Below are 19,855 nucleotides of genomic sequence, written 5' to 3' on the forward strand. Positions count from 1 at the left end.
GATGGATACCCATTAATTTATATTATAAAACGAGGGCCAGAAAATAGGTTTATTTTCTCTCCCTCGTTTTTTTAATAATCGTTAACTTCACATTAACACTATTTAACAGCACTGAAGATCCAGGTGATCCCGTATTTATCAACAACCTGACCGTATTTATTACCGGACGATTTTTTCTCAAACGTTACGATTACCTTCACCTCTTCAGAATCAGAAACCTGCTTATAAAGGCTTTCCAACGCAGATTCGGCATCAGAATCGTGGGCATCAACCTCCAACATTAACGAAATTAGAGAGGAGACAACCGGCTTGCCAAGAAAACTGTCAGCCGCATAAATCGGTTGATTCAGCACCCGAAAACTCGCCTGTAACGTGAGATTATCGAGGTTAACGTCTGGATTTAAAGACATTTCCTCGGCCTGCTTTTCGGTTGGCGATTCGCGGGTAACATCTGTTGCGCCAAACACCCGCTTATAGTATTCAAGCGCACTCTTTGTGTTTTCAAATGTTAAGTATGGAATTAAATTTGTATTAGCCATTAGGTCAGCAACCCTTACTATCTAAGATATTATTATTTTCGTGATTTTTGTTCAAATTTTAGAATACCGTTAATTACATTAGTTGTCAACGTTAACAAGCCGCATCCCTTATCAAACCAGCTTTCGTTAGTACCAACATAGTACTATATTAACGCTAAGAAGTGTAAACTAATAGTTAAAGTCACTTGGGAGGAAATGCTGATGGAACTTGCAATTACGATTTTTATCTTAAACGCACTCTATATTTCAATCAATACTTTCAGAACAATGCTGGTCGTCAAGGGGCACCAATTTCTGGCACCACTGGTCGCAGTTGGTGAAGAACTGATTTATGTTATCGCTTTGGCGATTGCCCTTGATCACATTGATAGTCCGTTGAATGTCGCGTCCTATGCGGTTGGATTCGGAGTCGGGATTTACATCGGAATCGTTATCGAAAATAAAATTGCCTTGGGATATGTTAATTTCCAAGTTACAGTTCAAATTGATCCTCAAAATCCGGTCCATGCGCATAACGAAGAGCTTGCCGAAAAGCTGCGCGACCTTGGATATGGTGTTACGGTCAGCCGAGCCGAGGGTCGTTCCGGTGCCCGACTGGTACTCAGCATTTTAGCACCTCGAAAAGCTGACCGCCGCCTGATGGAGCAGATCAAGGAAATTTCACCAGATGCCTTCATTATGGTTCAGGAACCCGTTCAACTATCCGGTGGTTTTTGGAGCAAAGAGGTCGATCGGCGTTATCATGGTGTAGATCACCACTAATGTTGATGATGATCATCATCAAACAAGCCCAATTGCTTTAAACTCTCTTCAATATCATGCACCGATTTCTCAACTTCCGGCGATAATTTTTCCGGAGTTGGTTGACTTGGATGAATGCTTTCAGTGTCCAATTTGATTTTTCGCTTCTTACTTTCATGATGTGAAGGCACCGAAGCGTTTTTTTGATCTTTCGGCTGTTTAATTTCAAGCTTGGGCAAAGTGACCTTACCTCCCCGGTTCTCCTTGGGAGCCATTTGATCCATCGTTTGGTTTAATAATTGATCAACAAAAACATTTCCGTCATTGTCACTGTGGCCTTTAGTCCATTGATAGTGAATATTTGGAAACTTTTTCAAAAGATCGGCAACCCGCTGCCATAATTCTTTGTTTAAAAGTGGCCCAGCGCTTCGTTTCCACCCCCGGCGCTGCCAACCTTCGAGCCATCCCTTGGTAATCGCGTCCAAAACATACTTGGAATCGGCAACCACTGTTACAGACCGTTTTTCAAGGTGATGGTCGATCAAATAAGTTAGCGCCTGCAGCAGTCCCATAATTTCCATTCGATTATTTGTCGCGCCATACTCACCACCTGTGTCAGCAACTGCGTCGGCACCCGCAATCATAATTAAATAGGCCCATGCGGCTTTATCATCAGCTTTAACGTGACCACCGGCATGGTTACCATGATTCCTGGTACCACCATCTGTATAGACCACAATTTCGTCACTCAAATCAAGCTCAACCGGTCGCTCCACGATCTCTTGGAACTTGGATTGATTTTCTTTACGATGGCTATCATTTTGGGGCTGCTCCGACTGTCCCAAAAAAGTTTCAGCGGCCGCCCGCGTCTTAAAGCTTTTATATTCGGCACCCGAAAAGCCGGAAACCTGCTTGACGGTTTCATCCCAAGTAGTGAAAATGCCGGTTTTTCGGCCCTTCCTAACAGCGTAATATTTCAAAGGATCACTTCTTTTTTTATAAATTTTCAGAAAAAATTACTTATAATATTTCTATCTGCTTTTCAATTAGATAAATCTATGCGAAAATAGTTAATAAAGGGGGCAAAGACTATTATGACCCGTACCAAAGCTACATTAATCACGGTCGAAGAGGCCAAGGCACTTCTTAAAGATCGTTCCGACCAAATCAATGAACGTTTTCCGCAACTCAAAAAGCAGGGAAAATACATTTTGCCTGATTATCGACTAACAAGAAAGCGGGAAGCTTTTAAAATTAGGAAACATACTTTTTTGCAGCGACATCCACGTTCTTACGTTGCTTTTGACTCAGAAAACGGGCAAACATTATGGATGCACAATTTTCCAAGCTTAACAGAAGCTATATTTTGGCTGGATACCGGTCTTAAACCAACTGATACGGATACCAGCACTTCTTATAAACAGTGGAAAGCGCAACATGAAGATGATATTAACGTCTTAAAGGACATTCTCCGCAAACGGTCATTGGAAAGAAAAGCGGCAGCAGCAGCGAAGAAGAAAAAGATAAAAAGGTAGTGTGCGAAGCGGTGCTGCTTTGTGTAGCAGTCCTAAACAGTGTGCGAAATAAAGCGCTTAACGTTCGGAGTATAAGGCGTCGCTTCGGGAAATCCTGCATTTGGATTTTTTGAAGCGATCCCTTATATGCAGAACGTTGCTTTGTGTAGCAGTCCTAAATCAGTGTGCGAAGCAAAGCAGTTAATACCGCTTCACATCAGAAACCAAAAACTTAAACCATACCAACCACTTTAACTTCGGCTCTGAAGACAGCCTATATCCAAGAGCAGGATTGGAGTGGTTTTGTTGTATCTGGAAATCAAAGTCAAGCATTAAAGGCTCAAGCGATTATCGACTTTCTTAGGTGTTGTTTTAACCAAAATATTGCCCTTATGAATGGAATACAAGATTTCAGAGCGTTCATTCAAGGCATTGTAGAAATTGTCATTATTCATAATAATGCAATTAGCCGGCTTACCAACTTCAATCCCATAGTGGTCCGTAATATGCATGGCTTTTGCAGCGTTGGTTGTCACAAATTGATAAGCATTTAAAATATCATTGTAACCCATTAAATGACCGACATGAATGCCCATCTCAACCGGATCAAGCATGTTGCCGTTGCCCATTGGATACCAGGGATCCTTAAGGTCATCTTCACCGAAGGCAACGTTAATGCCGTCTTGAGTCAATTCCTTAACCCGGGTCATGCCGCGACGCTTCGGATAACTGTCGAAGCGCCCGCCGAGATTGGTATTAACAAGTGGATTGGCAATAAAATTAATGTGTGACATCTTAAGCAGTCTGAATAATTTGTACGTATAAGCATCGTTATAGGACCCCATAGCCGTTGTGTGACTGGCAGTTACCTTATCACCCATTCCGGATTCCAAAGCCAACGTCGCCAAAGTTTCCAAACTGCGTGATTGCGGATCATCAATTTCGTCACAGTGGACATCAACCAGTTTATCCTGGGTTTCCGCCAGCTTCATTAGAAATTTTAACGATTCAACAGCGTATTCCCTGGTAAATTCAAAATGAGGAATCCCGCCAATAACATCCGCACCCATCTCGGCGGCCGCTGTCATCAGTCTTTACCGTGTGGAAAAGACAGAATGCCTTCCTGAGGAAAAGCAACCAGCTGTAATTCAACCTGATCTTTTAATTCTTCCCGCACCTCAATTAATGCTTTTAAGGCCGTCAATTCAGGATCAGTTACGTCAACATGGCTGCGAACAAATTGAATACCGTTTGCGACCTGGGTTTTAATCGCCTGCTTGGCCCGATGCTTAACATCCGCAACTGACAGTTTCTTTTTACGCTCGCTCCAAATTCGAATGCCATCGAACAGCGTTCCCGTTTGATTCCATTCGGGATCACCGGCAGTTTGCGTTGCATCCAGGTGAACGTGGGGATCGACAAAGGGCGGCAGCAACAATTTATCGGTAGCATCAATCACCTGCTCCCCCGCTTCAGCTTTAATTGCCGGAGCGATTTTCACAAACTTGCCATTTTCAATTTTTAAGTCACTTGTTTGTACTTCATTTTGAATATGAACATTTTTAATCAGCATTTTCCCAGTCCTTTACATGACACATATTTATTAGTATTATAACTTATTTAAGCGGTAAATAAGAAGATTCTTGAAAAATGTGAGATAATGTGAATAGTTAAACAATGAAATTACATAAAAAATTTGGAGGCACAATTACTGTGAGTTGGCGGGGAAAACTTTCTTTACCACAAATCCTAACATTGGGATTTTTAACAATCATTTTAATCGGCACGCTTTTACTGTCATTACCCATTGCCAGTCAATCCGGGACCACCACCAATTACCTTAACGCTTTTTTTACCGCAACATCGGCAACCTGCGTAACGGGAATGACCGTTGTTAACACGGCGCTTCACTGGAGTATCTTCGGTAAAATCGTGATTCTGGTTTTAGTTGAGATCGGTGGCTTGGGCTTTATGACCTTTGCGGTTTTAATGTTTGTTTTTATGCGGCAAAAAGTTGATTTAACAACCCAATTATTAACACAGCAATCCCTAAACCTGGAAACATTTGCCAATACGAGAAGCGTTGTTTTTCTCGTGGTTCGACTGTCATTAGCGATTCAGACCTTGGGAGTCGGTCTGTTGTTCGTTGATTTTTATCCGCGTTATGGTTTGATACGGGGAATCGGTTACAGTGTGTTTCACTCAATCAGTGCTTTTTGTAATGCCGGCTTTGATTTGTTTGACAACAGCCTGGTTCGGTTTCAAAACGACCCTTATCTCCTATTTGTGCTAACGTGTCTAATTATTTCCGGCTCACTCGGGTTTTTAGTTTGGAAAGATATTCTACTGTATCGAAAGGACCACTTTCTGAGTCTGCATACCAAATTGGCACTGACAACCTACTTGGGACTAATCGGCATCAGTTTTATTGTTTACCTGCTGACAGAAGGAAACTTCGGGGAAAACACCCATTTAAATATTTTTCAGCGCCTCATGGATACCTATTTCATGGCTGTAACTCCCCGAACCGCCGGCTTTTATATCTACCCCTATCCCAAAATTTCGATGGCCGGTATGTTTTTTACAATGATTTTAATGTTAATTGGCGGGACGCCCGGATCGACAGCCGGGGGAATTAAAACAACCACCGTCGGCATCCTGTTAATCCGGGTTTGGGCCACATTACGGGGAAAACGGGACGCCACTTTCATGGGTCGCCGCTTCACCAACGATAACATTTCACGGTCGCTCACGCTGGTTTTCCTGGTTTCCGTAGTTTTGTCAATTGCCACGCTGATTTTATGTATTACTGAAAGTATCCCCAAGCACTTTGGTATTGAATACATTCTCTTCGACGTCGTTTCAGCCTTTGGCACGACCGGCTTAACCTTAGGGCTGACACCCCATCTGACTTTTATCGGCAAACTGATTTTTGCCGCATTGATGTTTATGGGCCGGGTTGGTATCTTTACCGTTATGTATTCACTGCTTAACTCCAAAAGACCGGAAGATGCTTTCAGGTATCCAAAAGAAAATGTCATGATTGGATAACCATCCCTTACAAATTATATTGAAAGGAATTTTTAAATGAAAAGCAATTACGCCGTCATCGGACTGGGACTTTTCGGCAGCAGTATCGTTAACACACTGATTAAAAACCACCAGGAAGTCCTGGTAATTGATAAAAAAGAAGAAAACGTCGATAAATTCAGAGACGTCGCCACTGAAGCCGTGGTTGCCGATACTCAAAATGAACTGGCGCTTCAGCAACTTGGAATTGGTAACTTCGATAACGTTTTTGTTGCAATCGGTACCGATCTGGAGGCCAGCATTATGACAACGTTAATCTGCAAAGATCTTGGCGTTAAACACCTGATCTGTAAAGCAGAAAATGCCCGTCATGCGCAGGTTTTGGAAAAGTTGGGTGCCGATGAAATTATTCAACCGGAACGTGACATGGGGCAACGGGTCGCGCTTCATGTCATGGAGCCTAAAATTTTAAACGATTTAAAGTTAAAGGGCGAACTGGCCGTCGTTGAATTCGAATTAACCAACGAGAAATTCTTCAACCAATCGCTTAAGGAACTCAATCTGACAAACCGCTACCAGGTTTCCGTTATTGCCATTTCCCATGCCAATGAAGAAGGTGCCGCTATTCCCAATCAGTCAACCATCGTCGAGCCCGGCGATGTTGTGACGATTATCGGCACCCGCAAGGACGTTCAAAAATTCGAAGATTTGGCAACCAAATAACTAAAAAAGCACCAGGATTCGCCTTTCGGTTTATCCTGGTGCTTTTTTGATTGCATTACTTAGCAGGTTTCTGCTTCAAGAAGTGTTGCAGATCTGCTAATGCTTTGTTCCGCTTGATATCTTTCTTGCGGCTGATTGGTCGACGGCCCTGAACGCCGTTTGGATGACAAATACGCATAGTAAAACTCTCCTTAATATTTTTCCAATTATAAAATTCCAATAGACTAAATTATTATAATACAAATAGCAGTTTGAAAGCAAATTTATTTGGGTGTTTGATCCCCACATCGATTAACCAGCGGATTAACACTCTGATTTAAGCCAACCGCTTCAACAAATTCAAAAAAATAAACACGCTGCCCCTATCTGTGGTATCTTATTATTAAACAATTAAGAAATCGGGATAGGGTGATTATATTGGCAAATGAATTTCCACAAGCATTAACAATTGCAGGATCAGATAGTGACGGCAGTGCCGGGATGCAGGCTGATCTTCACACCTTCTTTAGACGCCGCGTATATGGGACTTCCGTTCTAACAGCGTGTGTTGCCGGTAACAGTTACGGGATTCACGACGCAGTCAACCTGCCGACATCGTTTATCGATCAGGAATTTAAAGACTTGGCGGACGATTACCACATTCGGGCAAGTAAGACGGGAATGCTCTCCGATTCCGAATTAATCCGAACAGTGATTAAAAATTATCAAAAGTATGATTTTGGCCCGCTGGTTGTCGATCCGGTAATTACTACCAAGCATGGCAATATGCTGCTGGAACAAAGTGCCTATCAGACGCTTCGAGACGAACTGATTCCATTAGCAACGGTTATTACCCCCAACTTTTTTGAAGCCCAAAAGTTAGCTGAAATGACAATTGAAACCAAAGACGATATGCAAACCGCTGCTCGGAAACTAAAAGCACTCGGGGCCAAAAATATTGTTTTAAAGGGCAGTCATCACGATCCCAATCAATCCGAGGTTTCCGACTATATCCTGCTTGAATCCGGGAAAAGTTTCTGGTTAACCGGTGCTTTCTTTGATACCGACCGTAAAAACGGTACTGGCGACAGCTCTCCGCATGTATCGCTGCTGAATTGGCAAAGGGCACCTCTATTGAAGCTGCCTGCCGGATTGCTAAAAAATTCGTTGATACGGCGATTGAAAATGAAATCCAGGTTGGTCACAAGTTCGGTCCAATCAATCATTGGGCACCCGCAGACCAACTATAACCAAACAGCTTAATCCAAAAATACAATAACTTTTCACCCACCAAACCATTTGCCGCCGGCTAAATTGATTTGGTGGTTTTTAGTGTCATCAGTTAATAATCATTTAACGTGCTGACGAGCCCGATCAAAGTTACCATTTCTCCGGGCTCCAAATTCGTCCATCTATTTCCTGCTGAGCCTGATCGATTCGCCTGGTTTGTTCTCTAATCAAATTTTGAGCCGCTTTTAAAACAGCTTTATTAATAAAGGCTGGTTCAGCTTCTGCCATTTTTGCAAGCTGTTGAACAGCCCCATCTTGAGTATCGTCCATTATGGTCTATTCCTCCTGGTCCCGAATCATCTTTATGTTCATTTTCAAATCATCAATTTGGTCTTGCCGGCTGTCAATTGAATCAATAATTAAATCAAGCATCTCTCTTTGTTGCGCGCTTTTCCCGACTTGCAGCTGTTTAAGACGAACGAGCAGCCACTTTTCGCGATTTTCAAGGTTTAAGGGCATTGGTGCGCTCAAATACTGCAAATAATCAACCAATTTTTTTTGCTTCTCTAAAACGCTCCAATAGCCGAACTGGGCGATTATAAGCGGTGCCAAGTAAATCATCCCTGCTTTGTTGGCAAAAGCCTCAAATGGCTTCATAAGCTCCGAAATCGTGAATTTTTCGCGACCACCTGCCTGAAAATCGACCAGCTTATCGCCCATTGTTATGACAAGCCCAAACTCTTTGTTTTTCAGCCCCCGCTTGGCAATCACAAATTTTCTGGAAAAGACATCATCCATATACCGTTTTAAACTTGCCGGTGACGAATACCAATACATAGGAAACTGAAAAATAATTCGGTCAAAATTTTGCAATTGCGTTTGTTCAGCAATCACGTCCAAACGATCGGCCGCGTAAAGTCTATCAATCACCCGCCAAGTAACATTGTCCAAGGAATCAGCACTGGTTTTCAAAAACGCTTGTGTCGCAGATTCATCAACTTTTGGGTGAGAAACTAAAATCAATGTTTTCACGTAATCACCTTACTTTCCATTCACATTATTACCTGCTATTGTATGCTATATCAACCAAAATGATAAAGGAGAGCTTTTAAAATGGCAACTTATACAATTCACACAACGTATCGAAACATTGGTGCCCAAACGCTGAATCAAGCCGGCGATCACCAGTTTATCGCTGATGAGCCGACCATCTTCCGGGGAACAGATGCCGGCCCAAATCCGGTCCAATACTTGTTGGGAGCTGTCGGTGCCTGCCTTGGTGCAAGCGCTGCGTCATTGGTTAACCGACCCAAATCCAATATCAAAGTTAAGAAATTTGAAGTAATCGTCACTGGTGAAACTGAACGCTTTGCCGACAAATCATCGCGGGTATCAAAAATCAACGTTAAGTTAACCTGTCAAACCAACTTGAATCAGGAAGAAAACCGCCAATTTATTGAAGATACGATTCACTTGTGTACAGTCCATAATACGTTAAAAGATGCGGTTGAATTCACTTTTGATATTAATTAAATAATTACAAAATACGTTAGCACTCATCAATTTTGAGTGCTAATTTTTTATTCCGTTTTTTTAAAAATCGTCTTTAAATCGTTGATATACCAGCGCTTATATTTATAAAATAAAACGATCATTTCCTTGAATCAATAATCAATCCGTGATAATATATAGTTGTTCGGAAGGGGAACAGATATTCCGAACAATCACTATTACAATTAGCATTTAATGATTCATTAAATCATTAGACATTGGAGGAATGCATATGAATAACGACATTTTCGGTGACATTTTTGACGACCCGTTCTTTAAGCAGGAATTTCCTGAAATGACAGGTCAACGTCGAATGCGTCAACAACCCATTCAAGTACAAGAACGCAGACCTCAAAATAAAACGACATTATTAGATCAATACGGAACCGACCTAACCCAAATGGCCAAAGACGGTAAGCTTGATCCTGTTATCGGTCGGGATAAAGAAATCGAACAAATGGAAGAAGTTTTGAGCAGACGAACCAAGAACAACCCGGTTTTAATTGGCGAAGCGGCGTTGGCAAGACCGCGGTAGTCGAAGGGCTCGCCCAGAAAATCGTTGACGGCGATGTTTCCGAGAAGCTGCTTAACAAGCGGATTATTTCCGTTGACGTCGTCTCATTGGTTCAAGGAACCGGAATCCGTGGTCAATTTGAAGAACGTATGAAGAAACTGATCGATGAAGTTTCGAAGAATAAGAATGTGATTCTCTTCATCGATGAAATTCATCAAATCATCGGTGCCGGCTCAACCGGTGAAGGTGACAAGATGGATGCCGGCAACATTTTAAAGCCAAAGTTGGCCCGTGGCGACTTTCAATTAATTGGTGCCACGACCAGCAACGAATACCGGGATATTGAAAAAGACCAGGCTCTGGCTCGTCGATTCCAGCCAATCATGGTTAACGAACCAAGCGAAGCCGACACCCTGACAATTATTAAGGGGTTAAAGCCGAAATACGAGAAATTCCATCACGTTCAATACACCGATGACGCCCTGAAAGCTGCTGTTTCCTTCAGTAACCGTTATATTCAAGACCGAATGAATCCGGACAAAGCAATTGATTTAATCGACCAAGCCGGTGCCAAGGTTGCAATGTTCATCGATTGCCAAAGATAAATCGAGTCTGGAACAGGAAGCTTCAAAGCTTGAAAAAGCCAAGAAAGCCGCTTCCGAAAACGAAGAATACGAGAAAGCCGCTGCTCTGCGTGACAAGCTTGATAAGATCAATGGCCAGATCAAGTCAATTGATAACGGCACCAAGGTTTCAGTACCAAAAGTAACAGCCGATGTTATCAAAGACGTTGTTGAGCGAATTACGGGTGTCCCGGTTACCGATGTTAATAAGAATCAGGTCAGCCAGCTCAATCGTTTGAACAGCAATCTCAAGAAAGAGGTTATCGGTCAAGATGCGGCAATTGACGCCATTTCTGCTGCTATTAAGCGAAGCCGGGTTGGCTTTACAGAAGGCAACCGGCCAATCGGCAGTTTCCTGTTTGTTGGTCCGACCGGCGTTGGTAAGACCCAGACCGCCAAGGCATTGGCCAAAGAACTCTTTGGAACGACCAAAGCGATGTTTCGTTATGACATGTCCGAGTATATGGACAAGATCAGCGCTTCCAAACTGATTGGTTCCGCACCCGGCTACGTTGGCTATGAAGAAGGCGGCAAGCTAACCGAACAAGTTCGTCGTCATCCCTACAGCTTGATTTTGCTCGATGAAATCGAAAAGGCCCACCCGGACGTTTTGAACCTGCTGCTGCAAATTTTGGACGACGGCCGCTTATCTGATGCCCAAGGTCGAACAGTTGACTTCAGCAACACTGTGATTATTATGACCAGTAACGCCGGGCAGGAACACGTTGATTCGCAAAAGAGTGTCATTGACAGGTTGAAACCATACTTCAAGCTTGAATTTTTGAATCGAATTGACGATATTATTCAATTCAACTCATTAACCAAAGCTGATTTGCTTCAAATTCTCGATTTGATGCTTCATGATTTGGACAAGCTTGTCAACAAGTCCCGGGGCATTCACTTTACGGTTACCGACGCTGCCAAAAGTCAATTGGTTGAGATGGGTTACAGCAAGGAACTTGGCGCTCGTCCAATGCATCGGGTTATCACCAAGGAAATTACCGACAAATTAACCAACAGCTTCCTGGCCCACCCGGAGGAAAAGGACTTTACGGTTAAAACAGAAAATAATCAAATTTCCGTTGTCCCTACCACCAGTAGCGAACCAGTCGCCAGTAAATAATGTTTAATCCGAAAATCGAAGTTAATCCGTTGACAACTACCAATGATATTGGTATATTATAGTCAATGTGTTTCAGGATTCGATTTTCAAAGGTAACTTGTTTTATAGTTTTATGAAATAACTTCCTTGGAATCAGTTCAACTAGATACATTAAAATTTAAACTGCGCAGAAAGCGCAAGGAGGTTTCATATATTATGAAACAAGGTACTGTTAAATGGTTCAACGCTGATAAAGGTTATGGCTTCATTACTACTGACGATGGTGACGTATTTGTTCACTTCTCAGCTATCAACAAAGACGGCTTCAAGTCATTAGACGAAGGCCAACACGTAACCCTTGACGTTGAAGACAGCGACCGTGGCCCACAAGCTGCCAACGTTACTGTTGTTGACGACTAATTAAAAACTAATTTTTAAAGCCGACGAGTGATCGTCGGTTTTTTGTGTCCAAAAAGAAAAATTCTAATTAATTTAGTTAGTGCCATTCATCAAATATATATCCCAAAAATAATTATTACTTCCTTTTTCATGCAATTGAAGATATAATAAATCCATAAACTGTCAAAAAAGGGGTATCTTAATCGTGAAAGCAAAGAATGCAGCTGCTCACAAAAGAAATATTTCAATAATAACTTGTTTGGTTGCTTTGGTATCAAGCTTCCTCCTGGTTGTCAACCATACATATGCTGACGCTGAATCACAAACAACCTGCACTCAAATACCATCTCAGTCAACGTCCTCACAACAAACACCCCCCTCTAGAGAATCATCTTCTACCAACCACAATAATGACGAAGTCCCCTCACAAAATATCGCAATTACCACGGGTGGCAACTCTTCGAACGATCAAAACAGCGACCAGAGAATCTCTGTTCCGTCGAATCAATCATCTGTCAATGAAACAACTACCCATACACCATCAGATAATACCAACTCAACAAATCAAAGCAACCCATTGAGCAGCCCAGACGCCACAGCAAATAAAGTCCAGATTGCTCAACAAGACGTAGCAACTAGTCCATTAGCCCCCGATCAAAACCCGATTACTACTGATTTTTCAAAGAGCAATGACAACCAAGCAACCGATTCAAAAACTACTGTGGCTCAATCCGAAAGTGTCAGCAACATACCAACTAGTGGCGTTGATAAAGATCAAATGACCGTCACAGGTACCATTAATTCGACTGATCCAACCATTAAACAATCAAGCTCTAATCCCCTATTCAAATGGCTGACAAACATGACAAGTGCCGGAACAGCCGCTTTAATTTACCCACTTTTAGCTTCCCGTCAAGGCGTCCGTTTCTTACTGGAATGTCGAAAAATATTCTTCCCTCGTTACACGATCGATCATACGTGGTCTAATTTAGATCAAAAATACAATCCGAAATATACAAAACAATTTTATACGAATGCCCAGCAATGGTACGACATCGGTGTTAAGAGAGAAAATTTGACGATCCCATTTGCGGACGGTAGTGGGAACGCTTCAGCGACTTACATTGCGCATCCAGGATCAACTAAAACTATTATTTACGGTCAGGGTTGGACAACCAGGCAGAATGGATGGGATATGTTTCAAAAATTTTCTATGATATGGGTTACAATATTTTAATGCCATATAGCCGCGGTCAGGGCAGTAGTGATGGCGAATTTGTTACATTTGCTTACAAAGATAAGCAAGATTGGATTAATTGGATTAATAAGGTTAACCAGATAAACGGCTCTGGCAGTGAAGTCATTCTCTATGGCCAGTCTATGGGAGCTGATGAGGCTTTAGAAGCCGCTGCGCAAAAGAATTTGCCATCATCTGTCAAAGCAGTTGTTGCTGACTGTGGTTACTCAACGCTTCCTTCACTTCTTTATTCACTTTATACAAGGGCTGCTAATAAATTAAATGACTTCACGGCCAAAATCGGCTGGAATCTAAATGGATCGATCCCATTGGCACCATATGATCAATTTTTGAAAAATCTCAACAACATTAACTACTTGCTTCAAAGTTTCAATATTGATGATGCTTCGGGAATAACAGCCGTAAAGAATTTAGCGCTGCCCACATTATTTATTGCAACAGCTGATGATGACTTCATTCCAGATTCTGAAACCAAAGCTTTGTACAACGCCAGCATTTCCAAGAATAAGCAGCTATGGATTCTGGATGGGCGCGTGGGTGGTCACGCCTCTGCCAATAATGCGGTGGTTGCCTATCAACAACATATTCAAAGCTTCCTTGATGCTTGCTGCAACGTTAAAAATAATTCAATTTCAAACCATACTATTGCAGCCTAACATTTTTTGATATAGGGCAAGGAACCGCGGAACTGGTTTTGGTTCAAAAAATCTCTCTCAAAATGTGTCTCAAATATTGACTTCATTCCAACGTTGAAGGCAGCGACCGTAGTCCACAAGCTGCTAACATTACTGTTGTTGACGACTAGTTAAAAAAATTTCTAGGAACGGGACTGGGATAAAAGTAATTTTGATTATATTAGTTGATAGCTAGCATTAATCATACACCCCCGGAATAATTAACCATGTTCATTTAATTAAAAAAGCGGTATACTAAATTTGGAAATTAGTTAATATGAGGGTATATTAAGCGTGAAAAAAAATCAATTAAGCATTTATCAACTATTTAGCCTGACAGTTGCAACATTAATCATCGGCTTATTTTGGGGTATTCAAAATACATATGCCGACACCGTTGCAACACCACAGCAATCCGTTTTCTTTAATGTATCGACTGATTCTAGTTCAGCTGAGCAAAGCACAGAAACACCAACGCAACAAGCCACGGCCACAGTGTCTTCATCTTCATCTTCAGATTCAACTTCGTCAATTAATCAAAACGATCAGGGGCAATCTGCGTCAAATAAAACCATTGATGCTTCGTCAAAATCCGAAGCAACGACGCCGGCTGCCACACAAAAATCAGTTGTTGATGATCAAGCGGAGACACTATCATCCTCAACTGATAGTAGCGTCACTGAAACAAATTCATCTCAATCAGTATCATCTGATTCAATCGTAAATAATCAGTCTTCCTCACAAGCGACAACCGCTTCTCAATTCTCTCAAAGCCAATCCAGTGCTGATTCTACAAGCGACGTTTCAACTGCCGACTCAAGTTCAGCTTCTGTAACCAGTTCAGCCGCTAAAAGTGATGGCCCCTCTGATGAGACAGACAAAGATCAAATTACCGTTAGCGGGACTGCTGATTCATCCGATCCAACCATTAAACAATCCAGCAGCAATCCGCTACTTAACTGGTTAACAAATCTCACGAGTGCTGGGGCAGCCTCACTTATTTATCCGTTTGTGACATCCAGACAAGGTTCTCACCTCATTTCCCAATTTCGGACATTATTATCACCTACCAGATATAATATTGATAAAACCTGGTCCGACTTGGATCAAAAATATGATCCCGATTACACAAAACAATTTTATACTGAAGCTAAGAACTGGTACGACAACGAGGTAACCAAACAAACTTTAACGGTACCATTTGCCGATGGCTCTGGGAATGCTTCGGCAACCTATATCGCTCATCCCGGATCAACCAAAACGATCATCTATGGTCAGGGATGGACCACCGAACCGGAATGGATGGGCTACATTTCAAAAATCTTTTATGACATGGGCTACAACGTTTTAATGCCCTACACTCGGGGACAAAATGGTAGTGATGGCGAGTTTATGACTTTTGGCTATAAAGACAAGGCTGATTGGACTAACTGGATTAACAAAGTTGACCAGATCAATGGTCCTGACAGTGAAGATATCCTCTATGGTCAATCCTTGGGAGCAGATGACGCGCTGGAAGCCGCTGCCCAAAAAAACTTGCCTTCTTCAGTCAAAGCCGTCATCGCAGATTGTGGCTACTCAACGATTCCTTCACTTCTTTATTCACTTTACACAGGAGCCGCTAATAAGCTAAACGGTTATACGTCTAAAATCGGATGGAATCTTAATGGTTCGATTCCACTGGTTCCTTACGATCAATTTTTAAGCAACTTAAACAAGATTAACCATTTTGTTCAAGGCTTTAATTTAGATGACGCTTCAGGGTTAACAGCTGTTAAGAATTCAACTCTGCCAACACTATTTATTGCAACAGCAGATGATACTTTTATTCCTGACTCAGAAACCAAAGCTTTGTATAACGCCAGCAACTCCGAATATAAGCAATTATGGATCTTGGACGGAAATGTTGGTGGTCATGCTTCAGCCAATAATGCTGTTCTTGCCTATAAGCAACATATTCAGAATTTCCTTAATGCTGTTGAAAACGGTCAGACAACGCCGGCAAACACTGCTTCACCTGTTGTAAATACACAAAATGCTGCCGCATAAATTTTATCAACTTAGATGAAAAAGCGAAGTAGGAAAAACCTACTTCGCTTTTTATTTATATACTTTTTCTTATCCTTCATAGCGTGCTTATAAGTCTGGTTAATTCCGCTAAACAATTGACCACAGACTATGGGTAAAGTTGCCAAAAGTGCCTTACTTATTATGTGTCTTCCACTACAATGGTTTCTATTATCAATTCTGAAACTTGTCGAAGAAGAAAGATTAGTGCTATGTCATTTCACAAAATCAGTTAACCTTATGATTTCGCTTGGGCCGATGACTGCTGAGCAGCATGTTTCTTATCCGATTCCAAGACTGATTGGATATAACCGTCAACATCAAACGTGCCGGAAAATTCAGCTAAGTGAACCAGATTTCGCAAAAAGTCATGCGTCTTTGCTTCATAATGATACTTTAAGCCCAGTTCATAAATATAACCGTTAATATAATCAACTTCTGTTTGTCTGTTCTTTGAAATGTCCTGATACATGGACGGAAAATGAAGTGGATTGGAAACCCGGCTAACGTAGGAAACTGTCTCCCACTCTTCTTTACGGGTATTCAGCAGCGTAATCCCGGCTCGTTCACAAACGTCAAAAGCTTCGTTAATCAACTGTACGCCCAACTTTTTAGCCACCGGTGATTGAATATACTCGCCCATTCGAATTTTAAACATAGTACAAAGCGTATTGACAACCGAATTAAAGATAACCTTGGCCATCAGTGTTCCAAGAAAGTTGGTAGTCAAATTAGGGTTCAAGCCAGCCTGGGTGAACTCATCGACAATCTGATGAGTCATTTGATCAGGCTTTTCAGTTTCATTGGCAATATTCATTGAACCGGCTCCCTTAGCGCCGATAAAATCAACGTCGCCGGCCTTATTCAAAACCGTCCCAATCAAAGCCGTCCCACCAAGGACCCGATCTTCAGGAAAATATTGATTTAACTTTTCAATATGCCCCATGCCGTTCATACAGGTAACAACATATTGTTTATCATTAAAGAAATGAGCACTTCGCTTTAAGAAATCAGCTAGTTGGTACTGTTTGGTAAAGACAATCAGCACATCCGGATCACCTTTATATTCTTCAGGATAATAAATGTTTACCGGCACCAAATGTTTATTTTGTCCGTCACGGGAAACGTAAACCCCTTTTTGCTGCCGAATAGTGTCAACTTGTTGATCCCAAGTATCAACAAAGTCAACGTCAAACCCCGCTTCCTGAAGTAAAACGCCGTAACGTAGTCCCATAGCGCCTGCACCCAATACTGTATATTTCATAGTCCAATCTTCCTTTCAATTAATCGCTAATATTTTCAACTGCCAATCGAGTCTGGCCAAATAAAAAATCGCCCCTCTGTCACTACTGACAAAAGGACGACTTTCAGCCGCGGTACCACCTTCATAGATACACTATCTGCATCCACTCGTTGACATGCTTTAACGGACAAGTCCGAAACCAGCTTACCAGGTTAGCTCACCGATTTGATTAAAAAGCATGAAAGTCACCATTTGTGGTCTCAGAGTCATCTTCCAGCCGCTGAATGACTTCTCTAATAAACTGAATACCAACAAAAGCTTCTTTCAAATTGATACTTCGAATTATGAGTTTTAAATAACAAAATGTCAAGTGTTTTTTAATTAAACGTGATTAAAATGTGATTTTTAATTTGATTCATGTCCCTAAACGGTTAATTAAGGTTTCCGTTACAAGACATTTCACTTTTCATCAGATACTATTATTTCGGTGAATCATAGGTGTTCCCTGCGTTACAGGCGCGGGTTTGCGGTTTTCGATTTTAACCGCTGTCACTTCGGATAAACTGCCAAACGATCACCTGAAATGGTAACCGTTTGAATGGGCTTCTCATAAAACTCGGATAAGCTGGATTCATTTAGAACCATTTCCCGTTCTCCAGCACGAACACGTGGCCTTGACGCAACAATAAAACATGGTTAAAACACGGTAACAGTTCTTCAGTATAATGCGAAACCAACAGAAGTGCCGGTCGATTCGGCATTTTTGCGATCTGGGCAACCCGCGTCAATAATTCTTCTCTGGCAAACAGGTCCAGGCCGTTGCACGGTTCATCCAAAATCAACAATTGCGGATGAGCCATCATTGCCCTGGCAATCAAAACCAGCTGCCGTTCCCCCTGCGATAAAACGGCATATTTTTTACCTAATAGTTTTTCCCCACCCATTTCAATTAGGATTTGACGGGCTTCATCTAAATCAGCCTGTGAGAACTCCTGATAAATACCAATACTGGCAAATTTCCCCGATAAAACGATAAAATCTACCAAATCACCGGTATGCAGCTGATCTTGAAGGGCATTACTAACCCACCCAATTTTGGTCTTCAATTCGGGAATGTTAGTGTGGCCAAAGACACCGCCCAAAACCTCCAACCGGCCGGTAGTCGGCCATAAATCCCCATGAATCATTTTCAACATGGTTGTTTTACCGGCACCGTTTAATCCCAAAATAGCCCAATTCTCATTTTGATTCACCTGCCAATTAATATGATGCAAGATTTTCTTTTTACCGCGGGTAACCGAAACATCATCAAATCGTAAAATTCTTTCCATAGCTGCCTCCTAAATGTATATGTATTCAAAAGGACTGAATAAACCGGAGTGAGGGGTTTGATTCAGTCCTTTCTTTTTTAGTTACTTCGTTATCGTGAGCAAAAGCCCACAGTCGCTCCGTAAACGCTGGCCGAGTTAGTTTACGGAAGTCGTTTCATCATTTTATTCAATCAAACATGTTGGAAAATAATCCTGTCACTATAAGCGGTGATTGGCTTATTTTGCTTCTTCTTCGGTAGGTGTGCTGTACTTGTCAGCTTCGCCAACAAATGACATGTGATCTCGAAGATCGGCACCAACCCGTGAAAGAAGTGAGTTAGCTGAACGTTCACGCATCTTATAAAGATCCTTGAAGCCGTTTCGGTAATCATCCATAAATTCTTTAGCAAATGAACCGTCTTGAATGCGTTTCAAAGCATCTTTCATTGCCTGTTTGGATTCTTTGCCAATAACCTTAGGACCAACAACGTATGATCCATATTCTGATGTATTTGAGCAGTCAGCATACATCTTGTTGAAACCACCTTCGTAGATCAAGTCACAGATCAACTTCATTTCGTGTTCAACTTCAAAGTAAGCTAATTGTGGTGAGTAGCCGGCCTCAGTTAAAACTTCATAACCGGTTTCGATAAGCGAAGTCAAACCACCCATCAAAACGTTTGTTCACCAAACAAATCTTCTTCAGTTTCTTCTTTGAAGGTTGTCTTCAATAATCCGGCACGAGCGGCACCGTTTCCTTTGGCAAATTCTTTTGATAAATCTTCGGCATGGCCGGAATAGTCTTGGAAATAACCGTATAATGCCGGAACACCGGACCCTTCAACGTATGTACGACGGCAAAGATTACCTGGGCCTTTAGGGGCCATCATAACAACATCAACGTTGGCTGGCGGTACGATTTCCTTATAATGGATGTTAAACCCGTGCGAGAAACCTAATACATTGCCTTCTTCAAGGTTAGGTTCGATTTCATTCTTGTAAACATCACTCATAACTTCATCAGGTGTTAACATTTGAATCCAGTCTGCCCGACGAGCGGCTTCTGCTGGTGAATATACATCGAAACCGTCGATTTTGGCGTTTTCAAATGATTGACCAGGACGAACCCCAACGATAACGTCGTAACCTGAGTCTCTTAAGTTGTTAGCCTGGGCATGACCTTGTGAGCCATAACCGATAAAGGCGATTTTCTTTCCTTGAAGATAGTTGGTTGTAACATCCTTTTCATATAACATTTCTACACTCATAGTGATTCCTCCATTTTTTACGTTAAGTATTTTTGAAACAATTCGTCGTAGGTTCTTAAAAACAAGTAATAATGAACGGCCTCACCTCCT

Annotated in this window: 15 protein-coding genes and 5 pseudogenes; 11 read left to right on the top strand and 9 right to left on the bottom strand. The window is 41.8% G+C overall.

What is annotated here, in order from left to right:
* Positions 1-98 precede the first annotated feature (98 nt).
* Positions 99-539 (bottom strand): VOC family protein, encoded by a 441-nt coding sequence (locus tag JCM14108_RS02295; protein ID WP_035178098.1) that lies wholly within the window; start codon positions 537-539, stop codon positions 99-101.
* Between the two features lie 201 nt (positions 540-740).
* On the opposite strand from JCM14108_RS02295, the gene JCM14108_RS02300 reads away from it, so the two are divergent.
* Complete coding sequence (locus JCM14108_RS02300) at positions 741-1,301, top strand: DUF2179 domain-containing protein (protein WP_051995982.1); 561 nt, start codon at positions 741-743, stop codon at positions 1,299-1,301.
* Here the strand turns inward: JCM14108_RS02300 and JCM14108_RS02305 are convergent.
* Positions 1,298-2,260, bottom strand: a complete 963-nt coding sequence (locus tag JCM14108_RS02305; protein WP_051995983.1) for a ribonuclease H family protein — start codon at positions 2,258-2,260, stop codon at positions 1,298-1,300. The genes JCM14108_RS02300 and JCM14108_RS02305 overlap by 4 nt on opposite strands.
* A gap of 114 nt (positions 2,261-2,374) precedes the next feature.
* Between JCM14108_RS02305 and JCM14108_RS02310 the strand changes: the two genes are divergently transcribed.
* Entirely contained in the window at positions 2,375-2,815 is a 441-nt protein-coding gene (locus tag JCM14108_RS02310) for a hypothetical protein (RefSeq protein WP_035178105.1), read from the top strand.
* A 311-nt stretch (positions 2,816-3,126) separates the two neighbouring features.
* Here the strand turns inward: JCM14108_RS02310 and codA are convergent.
* Positions 3,127-4,367: pseudogene (codA, locus tag JCM14108_RS02315) on the bottom strand (cytosine deaminase).
* A gap of 104 nt (positions 4,368-4,471) precedes the next feature.
* Here codA and JCM14108_RS02320 point away from each other — a divergent pair.
* On the top strand, positions 4,472-5,845 hold the full coding sequence (locus tag JCM14108_RS02320; protein ID WP_191978521.1) for a TrkH family potassium uptake protein: 1,374 nt from the start codon (positions 4,472-4,474) through the stop codon (positions 5,843-5,845).
* Between the two features lie 36 nt (positions 5,846-5,881).
* On the top strand, positions 5,882-6,547 hold the full coding sequence (locus JCM14108_RS02325; RefSeq protein WP_035178110.1) for a potassium channel family protein: 666 nt from the start codon (positions 5,882-5,884) through the stop codon (positions 6,545-6,547).
* Positions 6,548-6,602: 55 nt separating this feature from the next.
* Here JCM14108_RS02325 and JCM14108_RS15755 read toward each other — a convergent pair whose 3' ends face one another.
* Positions 6,603-6,725 (bottom strand): hypothetical protein, encoded by a 123-nt coding sequence (locus tag JCM14108_RS15755; protein WP_003558898.1) that lies wholly within the window; start codon positions 6,723-6,725, stop codon positions 6,603-6,605.
* Positions 6,726-6,964: 239 nt separating this feature from the next.
* On the opposite strand from JCM14108_RS15755, the pseudogene thiD reads away from it, so the two are divergent.
* A pseudogene (gene thiD, locus JCM14108_RS02330) lies at positions 6,965-7,776 on the top strand (bifunctional hydroxymethylpyrimidine kinase/phosphomethylpyrimidine kinase).
* Between the two features lie 130 nt (positions 7,777-7,906).
* On the opposite strand, the gene JCM14108_RS02335 reads toward thiD, so the two are convergent.
* Together JCM14108_RS02335 and JCM14108_RS02340 are read right to left on the bottom strand one after the other, a co-directional pair.
* A complete protein-coding gene (locus tag JCM14108_RS02335; protein WP_035178112.1) occupies positions 7,907-8,086 on the bottom strand; it encodes a hypothetical protein in 180 nt (59 codons plus the stop codon).
* Positions 8,087-8,092: 6 nt separating this feature from the next.
* On the bottom strand, positions 8,093-8,788 hold the full coding sequence (locus JCM14108_RS02340; protein WP_035178114.1) for an NAD(P)H-dependent oxidoreductase: 696 nt from the start codon (positions 8,786-8,788) through the stop codon (positions 8,093-8,095).
* 81 nt (positions 8,789-8,869) lie between these two features.
* Between JCM14108_RS02340 and JCM14108_RS02345 the strand changes: the two genes are divergently transcribed.
* The 6 genes and pseudogenes from JCM14108_RS02345 to JCM14108_RS02365 all read left to right on the top strand — a co-directional run bounded on the left by JCM14108_RS02345 (position 8,870) and on the right by JCM14108_RS02365 (position 15,926).
* Positions 8,870-9,289 carry an OsmC family protein gene (locus tag JCM14108_RS02345; protein WP_035178117.1) on the top strand — a complete coding sequence of 140 codons (420 nt, stop codon included), beginning with the start codon at positions 8,870-8,872 and terminating at the stop codon, positions 9,287-9,289.
* Between the two features lie 244 nt (positions 9,290-9,533).
* Positions 9,534-11,567: pseudogene (locus JCM14108_RS02350) on the top strand (ATP-dependent Clp protease ATP-binding subunit).
* Between the two features lie 195 nt (positions 11,568-11,762).
* On the top strand, positions 11,763-11,966 hold the full coding sequence (locus JCM14108_RS02355; RefSeq protein WP_035178119.1) for a cold-shock protein: 204 nt from the start codon (positions 11,763-11,765) through the stop codon (positions 11,964-11,966).
* Positions 11,967-12,150: 184 nt separating this feature from the next.
* Complete coding sequence (locus tag JCM14108_RS15035) at positions 12,151-13,182, top strand: hypothetical protein (RefSeq protein ID WP_237745688.1); 1,032 nt, start codon at positions 12,151-12,153, stop codon at positions 13,180-13,182.
* On the top strand, positions 13,134-13,859 hold the full coding sequence (locus JCM14108_RS15040) for an alpha/beta hydrolase (protein WP_237745689.1): 726 nt from the start codon (positions 13,134-13,136) through the stop codon (positions 13,857-13,859). The genes JCM14108_RS15035 and JCM14108_RS15040 overlap by 49 nt, the downstream gene beginning before the upstream one ends.
* A gap of 312 nt (positions 13,860-14,171) precedes the next feature.
* A complete protein-coding gene (locus JCM14108_RS02365) occupies positions 14,172-15,926 on the top strand; it encodes an alpha/beta hydrolase (protein WP_051995985.1) in 1,755 nt (584 codons plus the stop codon).
* A gap of 256 nt (positions 15,927-16,182) precedes the next feature.
* Here the strand turns inward: JCM14108_RS02365 and JCM14108_RS02370 are convergent, their stop codons facing one another.
* From JCM14108_RS02370 to ilvC, 3 genes and pseudogenes are all read right to left on the bottom strand, one after another.
* Complete coding sequence (locus JCM14108_RS02370; RefSeq protein ID WP_035178122.1) at positions 16,183-17,208, bottom strand: ketopantoate reductase family protein; 1,026 nt, start codon at positions 17,206-17,208, stop codon at positions 16,183-16,185.
* Positions 17,209-17,736: 528 nt separating this feature from the next.
* A pseudogene (locus JCM14108_RS02375) lies at positions 17,737-18,518 on the bottom strand (ABC transporter ATP-binding protein).
* 216 nt (positions 18,519-18,734) lie between these two features.
* Positions 18,735-19,771, bottom strand: a pseudogene (gene ilvC, locus JCM14108_RS02380) (ketol-acid reductoisomerase).
* Between the last annotated feature and the right edge of the window lie 84 nt (positions 19,772-19,855).

This window comes from Lentilactobacillus farraginis DSM 18382 = JCM 14108 (genome assembly GCF_000583655.1).
Classification (GTDB): domain Bacteria; phylum Bacillota; class Bacilli; order Lactobacillales; family Lactobacillaceae; genus Lentilactobacillus; species Lentilactobacillus farraginis.